The 10,960-nt window shown below is 36.4% G+C and carries 14 protein-coding genes; 8 read left to right on the forward strand and 6 right to left on the reverse strand.

What is annotated here, in order from left to right; genetic code table 11:
• Window positions 1–212: 212 nt before the first annotated feature.
• The 4 genes from FJR37_RS18980 to FJR37_RS18995 form a co-directional block, all read right to left on the reverse strand.
• Window positions 213–1,010 (reverse strand): Rpn family recombination-promoting nuclease/putative transposase, encoded by a 798-nt coding sequence (locus FJR37_RS18980; protein ID WP_168466824.1) that lies wholly within the window; start codon window positions 1,008–1,010, stop codon window positions 213–215.
• A 6-nt stretch (window positions 1,011–1,016) separates the two neighbouring features.
• Window positions 1,017–1,211, reverse strand: coding sequence for a DUF5615 family PIN-like protein (locus FJR37_RS18985; RefSeq protein ID WP_052149827.1), 195 nt, complete (start codon window positions 1,209–1,211; stop codon window positions 1,017–1,019).
• 4 nt (window positions 1,212–1,215) lie between these two features.
• Window positions 1,216–1,575, reverse strand: coding sequence for a DUF433 domain-containing protein (locus tag FJR37_RS18990; protein ID WP_168466825.1), 360 nt, complete (start codon window positions 1,573–1,575; stop codon window positions 1,216–1,218).
• Between the two features lie 72 nt (window positions 1,576–1,647).
• Window positions 1,648–1,902: a hypothetical protein gene (locus FJR37_RS18995; RefSeq protein ID WP_254434612.1), complete on the reverse strand. Its 255-nt coding sequence runs from the start codon at window positions 1,900–1,902 to the stop codon at window positions 1,648–1,650.
• A 217-nt stretch (window positions 1,903–2,119) separates the two neighbouring features.
• Between FJR37_RS18995 and FJR37_RS19000 the strand changes: the two genes are divergently transcribed.
• Window positions 2,120–2,416: a hypothetical protein gene (locus FJR37_RS19000; RefSeq protein ID WP_168466826.1), complete on the forward strand. Its 297-nt coding sequence runs from the start codon at window positions 2,120–2,122 to the stop codon at window positions 2,414–2,416.
• A 3-nt stretch (window positions 2,417–2,419) separates the two neighbouring features.
• A complete protein-coding gene (locus tag FJR37_RS19005; RefSeq protein WP_168466827.1) occupies window positions 2,420–2,824 on the forward strand; it encodes a type II toxin-antitoxin system VapC family toxin in 405 nt (134 codons plus the stop codon).
• Window positions 2,825–2,946: 122 nt separating this feature from the next.
• On the opposite strand, the gene FJR37_RS19010 is transcribed toward FJR37_RS19005, so the two are convergent.
• A complete protein-coding gene (locus FJR37_RS19010) occupies window positions 2,947–4,308 on the reverse strand; it encodes an NAD(P)/FAD-dependent oxidoreductase (RefSeq protein WP_168466828.1) in 1,362 nt (453 codons plus the stop codon).
• Between the two features lie 454 nt (window positions 4,309–4,762).
• Between FJR37_RS19010 and FJR37_RS19015 the strand changes: the two genes are divergently transcribed.
• Window positions 4,763–4,999: a DUF6737 family protein gene (locus tag FJR37_RS19015; protein WP_039201620.1), complete on the forward strand. Its 237-nt coding sequence runs from the start codon at window positions 4,763–4,765 to the stop codon at window positions 4,997–4,999.
• Window positions 5,000–5,005: 6 nt separating this feature from the next.
• Here the strand turns inward: FJR37_RS19015 and FJR37_RS19020 are convergent, their stop codons facing one another.
• Complete coding sequence (locus FJR37_RS19020; protein WP_039201621.1) at window positions 5,006–6,013, reverse strand: sodium:calcium antiporter; 1,008 nt, start codon at window positions 6,011–6,013, stop codon at window positions 5,006–5,008.
• A 94-nt stretch (window positions 6,014–6,107) separates the two neighbouring features.
• Between FJR37_RS19020 and FJR37_RS19025 the strand changes: the two genes are divergently transcribed.
• The 5 genes from FJR37_RS19025 to FJR37_RS19045 all read left to right on the forward strand — a co-directional run bounded on the left by FJR37_RS19025 (window position 6,108) and on the right by FJR37_RS19045 (window position 10,929).
• Window positions 6,108–6,821 (forward strand): TIGR04283 family arsenosugar biosynthesis glycosyltransferase, encoded by a 714-nt coding sequence (locus FJR37_RS19025; protein WP_039201623.1) that lies wholly within the window; start codon window positions 6,108–6,110, stop codon window positions 6,819–6,821.
• Window positions 6,822–7,511, forward strand: coding sequence for a TVP38/TMEM64 family protein (locus FJR37_RS19030; protein ID WP_371416143.1), 690 nt, complete (start codon window positions 6,822–6,824; stop codon window positions 7,509–7,511).
• Between the two features lie 273 nt (window positions 7,512–7,784).
• The gene (locus FJR37_RS19035) at window positions 7,785–9,332 is read left to right on the forward strand and encodes a mercuric reductase (protein WP_168466830.1); all 1,548 of its coding nucleotides are present in this window, start codon (window positions 7,785–7,787) and stop codon (window positions 9,330–9,332) included.
• Between the two features lie 148 nt (window positions 9,333–9,480).
• Window positions 9,481–10,242, forward strand: a complete 762-nt coding sequence (locus FJR37_RS19040) for a sterol desaturase family protein (RefSeq protein ID WP_168466831.1) — start codon at window positions 9,481–9,483, stop codon at window positions 10,240–10,242.
• An 87-nt stretch (window positions 10,243–10,329) separates the two neighbouring features.
• On the forward strand, window positions 10,330–10,929 hold the full coding sequence (locus tag FJR37_RS19045; RefSeq protein ID WP_039201206.1) for a tRNA-(ms[2]io[6]A)-hydroxylase: 600 nt from the start codon (window positions 10,330–10,332) through the stop codon (window positions 10,927–10,929).
• Window positions 10,930–10,960 lie beyond the last annotated feature (31 nt).

The raw sequence follows: 10,960 nt of genomic DNA on the forward strand, positions 1-10,960 counted from the left end.
TTTCTCTAATCAAATATTTAATGGTCATTTCCTCATACTTTCGCTTGTCTTTCTATCCTAAGTTGACGGAGTTTTTCTGATAATGATGGGGGATTAAGGCGATCGCTCATCTTCGTTGGTTGTGAGGTATACATGATGCCTACGGAGAGCGATAGCGAAGCGCTCCGTAGGAATCGCACTCTTTACTGAAAAATCACTACAAATACTCAGTTTTACAATGATTGAATTTCATGTTGTAAAGCTCGAACTTGTTCAACAGATAGTTCAGTAACTTCAGCAATTTGCTCTAAATTCATACCGATTCGTAATAAATTTATAGCCAATTTTCTTGTTGTTTCAGCCTTGCCTCTGGCTTCACCTTTGGCTTCACCTTTGGCTTCACCTTCTTCGAGGATGTCTTGATAAATTACTGATTCGCGCATAATCTCACTCCTGAAAATTTTCTTGATTACATTTCTATTTAACACCAACCCGGCTAAAATACTGCTGGCAGCAGCTATATCCCTTTGTTGTTGTTGATCTTTAATTTTTTCGACTGCTTGTGCTACCTGGCTCAATACCATTGTAGGATCTTCTGTCTGACTTAGCACAGCAAATGGTAATAAACCGGGCGCGGTCATAAATTGTTCTGTTGGTTGTTCCCATAGACGGATTACTTCAAACTCATGGTAAGTTTTGTTTAATCTGAAACTATTCTCATGGACTAATTCAGAATCTGTTTTTCTCAAATAAATCACTACTTGACGCATCTCTTTGTCAGGAAAACGCCGATAACCTCTAACTCGATAATCTAACATCCTAAAGGGTATATTTTTATTACCATCGGTCTGAAATTCAATATGTAATATTAAGTTCTCTGATTGTAATAAAATTAACGAATCGGCACGAATTGGTTCGTTTGATAATTCTGTTGGACTCAGTTCTGTTAACTCGACTGGTGAACCTAGTAACCATGTGGCTAAGTCTGCTTGGAAGTTTTCGGCGAGATATTTACAGATGTTGTCATACATTGAATTTTACAACTTTAATAGTTTATTGATTAATACGAAATTATTCTCCTCACACCAACAGAGAATTTCAGGATCAAGTGTCCCTTTCTGTGGTATTCCTGTTTCTCCTACCACCTGAACAACAATATCAGGTTCTTTGAGTTTAATTTGTTTTGGATATAAAGGATTAATATTTTCATCAATCAAATATTTAATGGTCATTTCCTTATACTTTTGCTTGTCTTTCTATTCTCAGTTGACGAAGTTTTTCTGATACTGGTGGGGGATTAAGTCTCTGTTCTTCTCTCATTCTATGACCATGTTCTATCCAGTTCTTCATGTAATCGCTGATAGTTTCTTTGTTTTGCAAATAGTAAAGAATAGTGGCATAGACTTGTTCTAAAGAAAGTGATTGATATATTTGAGCAATCTCTTCTGTAGAACGTCCACAATCAATGTATTCATAAAGTATTGTCTCAATTCCTATTCTGGAGTTTTTTAGTCTAATATCTCCAGGAAAAAGGAAATTGAAATACTCAGTAATATCCTTCTTAGGAATAATTTGAGGAATAGTTTGGCTGTTCATAAATTTGAAACTATAATTTTCAAAGATTTGGGAATTAACACATTAGATTAATTATAACTCAACAGATTTTATTTATCGCCGAAACCAACCGCGTAACCAGCCCCAAAACCGCCGCAACCAACCCCAAAACCCACGCTGAGAAAGAACCTCAATTTTATCATGACAATCTTGCACATCAGCATCAAGTCCCATTGTCTGATACAGTTCCCGCGCATTGCGATAAGCCCCCAGTGCATCTTGTTCCCTATCCACTTTTTCTAAGGACAGACCTAAATTAAACGGCGTTGCTGAATTGGCGTATGATTTTTGGAGGTAGAGACGTTCCATGGAACGTCTCTACAAGAGTCTTGAACGTATGCAAAATTATTTTCATCCCTAAAATCAGCAACGCCAGATTTCTTAATTCCCTCTCAATCTCTGTTTCTGAACTTCCTAAACATACAGCCACCGCTGCCGCACTATCAACCGCATCACGTTAAAACTGAAAAATGCTACAATATATAAAATCCCTGAATATCATTTACATTTCTCTGGAGGAAATATTATGTTATCAACAGAACTTCAACAAGAATCAATGAAAACAAGAATTGAGAGAATTGTGACTATTTTAATGGAAGAACGTCCTTTATTTAAGGAAGAACTGAATGAGGAGGAAATGATTCAGCATTTATGCAACATATTTCAGAAAAATTTATCTATTGAGGAGTTTAATATTATGGAAGATCAAGACTTGAAAAAACGTTGTAGCAGTATTTTGTCTGTAGAAATGCTGTCAGGATTGTTAGATGATTTAACTCCTGAACAAATAGCTATTTTTGACGAAGCAGTTAAAAGGAAATAAAAAATGACTTATTTATTAGATACCAACATTGTTTCTTTTGCTATCAAAAATAATCTCATAATTAAGGAAAAATTAGAAGAATTACGTTCACAGGAAGAATTAATATCTATTAGTTGCATTACTTTCTTTGAAGTTAAAAGAGGTTTATTTGCAGTAAAAGCAATTAAACAACTAGAAAGATTTGATGATTTTTGCAAGGATTTTCAAATCATTTTCTTGGATGATTTAGCGATTTTAGAAAAAGCGTCAGAAATTCATGCAAATCTTAGATTAAGAGGATTACCAATCCAAACAGAGGATATTTTAATTGCTGCAACTGCTATTGTTAAAGGATTTATTCTAGTTTCTAATGATAGTGATTTATTGAGAGTTGAAGGATTAAGTTTAGAAAATTGGTTACAGGAATAAGTTTTGTGAGTATTTGATGAGAAGAACTCAATGCCAAGAAATAAATCCCCGACTTCTCTAAGTAGTCAAGGATTTGGGTTTTAAGTGTTTTTAGTTGAGCTACTTAATGCCAACCACAAATACTAGAGATTGACTGGCTGCTTATTTTTGTTGGGTTGGGAATCGCCACTATTGTTAACAGGTTGTGTTGCTAAAAAAGCCTCTTTACCTGTAATCAAGCGAGAGCGCCGATTCCGAGTAATATAATTCCATGCCCACTGAATTACTATTACTAGTTTAGTGTCAAACTCAATTAAGAAATAGATGTGAATTACTAGCCAAAATACCCAAGCAATGAAACCTGTGAGTTTGATGAAGCCTAAATCTACAACGGCTAAATTTTGCCCAATCATTGCCAAACTACCTACATCATTGTATTTAAATTCTGGCAAAGTCCGATCTTGCAGCCGTCGTTTGATGAGTTTACCTACATACTCTCCTTGTTGTTTAGCTACGGGGGCAACACCCGGTAAGGGTTTACCATTTTGATGGGAGAAATTAGCTAAGTCTCCAATTACGAAAATGTTTTTATAATCCTTGATAGTTAAGTCAGGTTCTACAATTACTCTGGCAGAGAAATCGCACTCTACATCTGTGCGTTCTGCGAGGATTTTCCCCAAAGCCGAACCTTGCACACCCGCTGCCCACAAGATAGTTTTTGAGGGAATTTCTGTCAATTCACCGTTTTGCTTGAAAGTAACAATGTCATTTTCAATATTTGTGACTCTGGTTTGAGTGTGAATAACCACACCCAATTTTTGTAAAGATTCTATTGCTACTTGCGATAATTCTGGGGCAATGTGTGGGAGAATGCGATCGCCCCCTTGTAATAGTAAAATTTTCGTTTCTGTGGTGTCAATGTTACGAAAATCTTCTTTGAGGGTTTGGTATGCCAACTCTGCGATCGCACCTGACAATTCTACACCAGTCGGACCTCCCCCCACAATCACAAAAGTTAACAAAGCCCGACGTTTTGCCGGATCACTTTCTTTTTCTGCGGCTTCAAATGCTGAAAATATCTGCCGACGCATTTCTATCGCATCTTCTACAGTTTTCAAACCAGGGGCAATTTCTTTCCAATTATCCTTACCAAAATAGGAATGATTAGCACCAGTGGCTAGAATTAATGTATCATAAGGTATGGATTCATCACCAAAAATAACTCGTTGCGCTTTAGGATTAATATCAGTTACTTCTCCTAACAACACCTTTGTATTTTTGCTTTTGCTGAATACAGATCGTAGTGGTGCGGAAATATCCGAAGGTGATAGCGTACCTGTGGCAACTTGATATAAAAGCGGCTGAAATAGGTGGAAATTACGTTTATCAATGAGAGTAACATTTACCTTCGCGTTCGCAAGAGCCTTGGCGGCATACAGTCCACCAAAGCCACCACCAACGATAACAATCTCATGTGGTGCATTCTTCTCATTGGGAACAACCATAAACAATATTTCCTTTTGTTAAGAGTCATGTAACCTTTCTTAACAAATATGTAACAATATTATAATATATTTTGCCGTCTATTTAGAACTCTTGAAAAAATACTAAAAGTAGTCAAAGTTACGAATAAATCATTATGAAAAAATATGAGGATAAATGCTGATATAATATTCATGTACATAATGAAATATCAAAATCGGCAAGTGTCAATGGTTAGTAGTCACTTTATTAAAAAATTCACCTATTGCCCATGATTTCTCTCTTAGAGGATGTTTTAAAAGTGGTATTCCGTAATTTTCATCACATTGCTACCCCCCTTTACAAGGAGAAAAACAATAAAAATCCAGTTCCCTCCCCTTTACAAGGGGAGGGTTAGGGTGGGGTAAAAAATATTTGATACATCAACCATAACTTTTCAAACACCCTCTTAGCAAATTCTAGTTTTTTCATCTAAAAATGTCTGAACAACAAACAATTAGTCCTTGGAAATATAAACCTTGGTGGTGTCAGCCTTGGTCAATTATCCTCACTGCTGTCACATTAATTGGCGGTAGCTGGTTAATATTTAAAATTCTTTGGGTGACAATTTTAGTAGCTATTCCATTATTAATTTGGATGGGATTTTTTCTGTTAATTTGGCCACAAATGATGATTCGCAGTGGAGTTTTAGATAATTTGGAAAAAAATCCTTAATTCCCATCAAAATATATCCCGGTAAATCACGTACATTGCGCCAATATAGAGGGCAACTAGAGTTAATCCATCCCAGGTAATGTACATTCGTGAACCACTTACAGCATGGTAAATTAGCCCATTAATAGCTACTGAAGTCATAATCATGGCGACAATAGCAGTAAATATATGTATCTGACTGATGTTTAACCAAAGATTACCTTGTAAATAGACCAAATCATAAACGCCCAAAATTGCTAAATTGGTGATATTAGAACCAAAAATATTGGATACTGCTAAATCAACGGCATTAAGTCGAATAGCAGCTAATGATGCTACTACTTCAGGAAGGGAAGTGGCTGTAGCTAAGAGAATTGCACCAATAAAGCTTTGTCCTAATCCAGTTACCTCTGCGACTCTATCACCTAAAAATGCCAACCAAATACCGAGAATTACAATTATGACTGAGAGGAAAATAAACCTCAGATATGCTTGTTTTGAGGTAATATGTTGATATTGAAAAGCCTCAATTTCTTCCTCTAGCACTTGTGCGCGTCGTCTCATCTCAAATTGAGCAATCATGCGGGCGCTCAACCAATAGAGCCAGAGTAAGATGATACTAGGGATACCCACCCATCCTACAGCTAAATTCATTTCTGTTTTCGCTAGGAGTATTCCTAGAGTCGTCACACCTAGCATGACACAGCCCAAACTAGCGGCTAATCCATGACTAATCTGCGCTCGCTGTAGTACGGGTTCAGGTCCGTTGTAAATATCAAGTAATGCCAAAATGAGTAAATTAAAGAGACAACTGCCCAAGATGCCCCCTACAGCTAGGTCTGGAGAGTTAAACAGAATAATGGCACTTGTCCCTGTGGCTAGTTCCGGCAAAGATGTGACACCTGCTAAGAGAATTGTTCCTACCCAAGTTCGTCCCATTCCGGTTTTTTCTGCTAATATATCGGCACTTTGGGAAAGTGATGAGCCGATGAAAATTACTAAAGTGATACATATAATAACTTGGAGAAATAGCATGATTATTGAGAGAATGTAGAACTTGTTTAAATATTATCAGGTTTCAATAAAATAGCAAAAGTTTACTATTTATTGCATAAATATTTTGAGAATCATGACGAAAATCATAAATCAAAATTTTAATCGGGACTTAATTTCTATTATTATTCCCACACTCAATGAAGCTGATAATATTCATGAGGCAATTATTAGCAGTCAAATTGGCAGTCATATAGAAATCATTATAGTTGATGGTGGTTCACAAGATCAAACATTATTAATAGCCAAATCCTTAAATGTTCAGGTGATTATTTCTCCTCTCGGACGTGCTAATCAAATGAATGCAGGTGCTATGGCTGCTAGTGGGGAGATTTTGCTGTTTCTCCATGCTGATACTCGTTTACCGACTAATTTCGAGCAGATGATTCGCACAACCTTAGCAAAACCGGGAATTGTCGCTGGTGCGTTCGCTTTACGGATAAATGCCCCTGATTGGGGGTTGCGTTTAGTCGAATTTGGGGTAAAATGGCGATCGCATCTTTGGCAAATGCCCTATGGTGATCAAGGTATTTTTCTCACCAAAGATGTATTTCAGCAAGTTGGTAATTTCCCCCAAATGCCAATTATGGAAGACTTTGAACTGATGAGAAAATTAAAAACTCTGGGAAAAATTTATCTATTACCAACACCTGTAATTACCTCACCTCGCAGATGGTTAAAAAAAGGAATTATCCAGACTACTCTCTGGAATCAAATTATTGTCATTGCTTATTTACTAGGGATATCCCCCCATCGAATTCGTAATTGGTACTCTTCTTCAAAATTGTAAATAATTCTTATGGTTATGACATTTTTATCAGAAATAGATTTAGCTTTAGTACAGGAATCTATTAGTGTATCTTCTCTCAGTTTCCTATCATTTTTACAAAATACTTTACAATGGATTAATAGTCTTGGTGCTGTGGGGGGAATAGTATTTATTGGTATCTACATTATTGCTACTTTGGCTTTTTTACCAGCCGCAATTCTCACTTTAGGTGCTGGTATAATTTTTGGGGTAATTTGGGGTTCTTTATATGTGTTTATTGGTGCTACATTAGGTGCTGTAGCCGCATTTTTAGTAGGACGTTATTTAGCTCAAAGTTGGGTAAAAGAGAAAATATCTAGTTATAAAAAATTTGCCATCATTGATAAAGCCGTTAGTAAAGAAGGATTAAAAATCGTCCTATTAGTTCGACTTTCTCCCCTTTTTCCCTTCAACTTATTAAACTATGCTTTCGGAATTACTAGTGTTTCTTTTCAAGACTATTTAATTGGTTCAGTGGGGATGATTCCTGGAACAATTATGTATGTGTATTTTGGTTATTTAGCAGGAGATTTAGCCTTAATTAGCACTCATAATCAACCTGTGAATCTCATCTTGTCCTGGGTAATTAAAATCATTGGGTTAATAGCGACAATTGCTGTGACAATCTATGTTACTAAAATAGCTAAGAAAGCTTTAGACGAAGAAATTTGATTCCGAAGTTTAGTTGCTTATTTACAGAAACTTGAGAAAATCTGTTAAATATCAAACCGACAAAATTTTAATTATAATGTATCTATAAATAACAGATTGTCTAATCACAAACATACTTGATAAGTAGGTGAACACAATAAAACCAATCTGTGTAAAGAAAAGTAAAATCGCCCAAACCCTCTTCACTCTTGCCTTTTGCCTCTTGCCTCTTGCCTTGCCATAACGACGATTTTCAATGCTAACCTACTTACTTGATTCTTCAGAGGTAAAAAAATGTCAAATTCAGAATCTCCAAGAGTCACAATGCGTCCAATGGATGAGTTTAATCAAAAACTAATCAAAAATGTTCATCCCGATAACTGGGTAAATCCCCAACCGGCTGATTATTATGATTTGGTGGTTATTGGTGGGGGAACTGCGGGTTTAGTTGTCGCTGCGGGGGCTGCGGGTTTAGATTTGGGTTTGAAAATAGCATTAATTGAAAAAAATCTCATGGGAGGAGATTGTTTAAATTTTGGTTGTATCCCCTCTAAATGTTTAATTCGTTCTTCTCGTGTAGTTGAAGAAATCAAAAAAGCCAAAGATTTAGGGATTAATATTTCCCAGCAATTTGATGTAGACTTTGCTACAGTTATGGAGAGAATGAGACGTATTCGGGCGAGTATTAGTCATCATGACTCTGTGGAAAGATTTAAAAGTTTAGGAATTGATGTTTTTTTAGGTAATGGTAAATTTAAAAGTCAGAATACTATAGAAGTTGATCAGCAAACCTTAAAATTTAAAAAAGCTGTCATTGCCACGGGTGCTAGGGCTGTGAAACCGAAAATTCGAGGAATTGAAGCGGCAGGTTATTTAACTAATGAAACTGTTTTTTCTCTGACTCAGAAACCGGAAAAATTAGCAATAATTGGTGGTGGTCCTGTCGGTTGTGAATTAGCACAAACATTTCAGCGTTTGGGTTGTGAGGTGACATTATTTCATCGCGGTTCACATATTTTAAATCAGGAAGATCCAGAAGCAGCGGAAATTTTGCAAAAAGTTTTGATTGATGAAGGGATTCGTTTAGTATTAAATTGTCAATTAGAAGAAGTTGTCACAGTTACGGAAGGAAAACGCCTATATTTTTCTGTGAATAGTGAAAGAGATTCAGTGACAGTTGATGAAATATTAGTTGGTGCGGGACGTGCGCCAAATGTGGAAAATTTGAATTTAGAGGTAGTTGGTGTAGAATACGATCAAACCTTCGGTGTGAAAGTAAATGATTATTTGCAAACCACAAATCCGAAAATTTACGCCGCTGGTGATATCTGCATGAATTGGAAATTTACTCATGCGGCAGATGCGGCAGCCCGAATTGTGATTAAAAATACCCTGTTTTCGCCTTTTGGTTGGGGACGATCTAAACTCAGTAGTTTAGTGATGCCTTGGGTGACATATACCAGCCCGGAAATTGCCCATGTGGGGATGTATGCACAGGAGGCGAAAGAATTGGGTATAGAGATAGAAACTATTAAGATACCTTATAATCGCATAGATCGAGCGATCGCCGATCATGAAGAATCTGGTTTTTTAAAGATTCATCACAAAAAAGGATCAGATCAAATTCTGGGTGCAACCATAGTTGCTAATCATGCAGGGGAGATGATTTCCGAAATTACCACAGCTATTGTTCATCAAATTGGTTTAAGTAAACTTAGCAGTGTAATTCATCCTTACCCCACCCAAGCAGAAGCCATTAAAAAAGCCGCAGACGCTTATCGCAAGACTTTACTCACACCAAAAACTAAGCAATTATTGGGATTTTTAAGGAAATTTTCTTAAATTAAGAGTTTCAGATCCCCGACTTCTTTAAGAAGTCGGGGATCTTGTTCTTTGTTCTTGAGACTCAAGAAAATATTCATGGTAAAATTCATGAATAGAGAGAAAAAATTGACCCATCTACGGCAGAATTATCAGGACATCAAACAAAATGGAATATAAATCTCTGGCTGTTTTCAGCAGTATTGTGATATTTGGAATCTTAGAAACATTAATTCCCTTTTTTCAATATCATCAAACTTTACTTAAAAGAGTTATTCACAATCTAATTTTAGGTTTAGTAAATTCTTTATTGGTTAACCTCACAGTTATTTTAATCTTAAAATCTCTCTGGAAACCAACTTTATCACAGGGATTTTTTTATGATCTAAATTTACCCTGGTTGCATTTTATTCTCTCTTTTTTATTGCTAGATTTATATATGTATACGTGGCATAGATTAATCCACACTTGGGGTTTTGCTTGGCGGTTTCACAAAGTTCACCATACAGATAGATGGATGAATATATCCACAGCTTACCGCTTTCATCCGGTAGAAGTAATTGTCTCCAATATTCCCAAAATTGGATTAATTTATCTATTGGGAGTTACCCCAAATGCGTGGATATTATATGAATCTTTATTTGCTATATCCTTAGTTTTTCATCATAGTAATTTTGCTTTACCTTTCAAAATAGATAAATTCCTGAGTTATTTTATTGTTACACCTAATTATCATCGCGCTCATCATTGCCAATTAACAAAATATTTAAATAGTAATTACACCAGTTTATTAACTATCTGGGATATAATATTTCAATCTCGTTATTATCCACCCCAACCAGAAACCATCCAATTTGGTGTACCCGAAGAAACTAGAAATTTTAATGTTATCAGTTTATTAAAATTACCGTTTGTACCTGTGAATAAATAATCAAATTTACTGTATTATAGGAATAATTCGGCAAACATCTCTTTTTTCCTAGATTAAAATTAATTATTAAATTTGGAGTTTTTCGCTGTGCTGAGTTCACCTTTACCCACTATCAACGCCCTCAAACAACCTACCAGTGATGCTTGGGTAGAGCAAGCGATCGCTAACCTTGATATTATTTTACTAGATCACTCCCACTGTGAACGCAAAGCCGCAGGAGTAGCATTAAATATGATGTTCCGCTATCCCTCTAATGCTAAAATGGTGAGGGAGTTAACAGCGATCGCTCGTGAAGAACTCGAACACTTTGAACTTGTTAATCAATGGCTAGAACGCCGTCAGATCAAACTAGCAGCCCTATCCGCACCCCCCTACGGTGCAGGGTTAAAATCCCAAGTCCGGGGACAAGAACCCCAGAGATTTTTAGACTCCTTACTTGTCACCGGCTTAATAGAAGCCCGCAGTCATGAACGCTTAGGACTCCTAGCTGCTAACTGTCCAGAACCAGAACTAGCTCAATTTTACCGCAGTTTAATGGCATCAGAAGCCAGACATTTTGGGATGTATTGGGTTTTAGCTGACACCTATTATGACCGAAAAATCGTCATGGACAGATTAGATGAATTAGCAGAGGTGGAAAGTCAATTATTATCAACCTTACACCCAGAACCGAGAATTCATAGTTAGTCAGTTGTCACGAATTACCGTTGGAGAACTG

The organism is Aphanizomenon sp. UHCC 0183, from assembly GCF_009712065.1.
GTDB lineage: Bacteria > Cyanobacteriota > Cyanobacteriia > Cyanobacteriales > Nostocaceae > Dolichospermum > Dolichospermum heterosporum.

Excerpts from the sequence above, each read along its gene's own strand:
- FJR37_RS18990 (WP_168466825.1), bottom strand. The coding sequence starts at position 1,575 with ATGAACAGCCAAACTATTCCTCAAATTATTCCTAAGAAGGATATTACT.
- FJR37_RS18995 (WP_254434612.1), bottom strand. The coding sequence starts at position 1,902 with ATGGAACGTCTCTACCTCCAAAAATCATACGCCAATTCAGCAACGCCG.
- FJR37_RS19020 (WP_039201621.1), bottom strand. The coding sequence starts at position 6,013 with ATGCTATTTCTCCAAGTTATTATATGTATCACTTTAGTAATTTTCATC.
- FJR37_RS19000 (WP_168466826.1), top strand. The coding sequence starts at position 2,120 with ATGTTATCAACAGAACTTCAACAAGAATCAATGAAAACAAGAATTGAG.
- FJR37_RS19040 (WP_168466831.1), top strand. The coding sequence starts at position 9,481 with ATGGAATATAAATCTCTGGCTGTTTTCAGCAGTATTGTGATATTTGGA.
- FJR37_RS19015 (WP_039201620.1), top strand. The coding sequence starts at position 4,763 with ATGTCTGAACAACAAACAATTAGTCCTTGGAAATATAAACCTTGGTGG.
- FJR37_RS19005 (WP_168466827.1), top strand. The coding sequence starts at position 2,420 with ATGACTTATTTATTAGATACCAACATTGTTTCTTTTGCTATCAAAAAT.
- FJR37_RS19035 (WP_168466830.1), top strand. The coding sequence starts at position 7,785 with ATGTCAAATTCAGAATCTCCAAGAGTCACAATGCGTCCAATGGATGAG.
- FJR37_RS19025 (WP_039201623.1), top strand. The coding sequence starts at position 6,108 with ATGACGAAAATCATAAATCAAAATTTTAATCGGGACTTAATTTCTATT.
- FJR37_RS18980 (WP_168466824.1), bottom strand. The coding sequence starts at position 1,010 with ATGTATGACAACATCTGTAAATATCTCGCCGAAAACTTCCAAGCAGAC.
- FJR37_RS19010 (WP_168466828.1), bottom strand. The coding sequence starts at position 4,308 with ATGGTTGTTCCCAATGAGAAGAATGCACCACATGAGATTGTTATCGTT.
- FJR37_RS18985 (WP_052149827.1), bottom strand. The coding sequence starts at position 1,211 with ATGACCATTAAATATTTGATTGATGAAAATATTAATCCTTTATATCCA.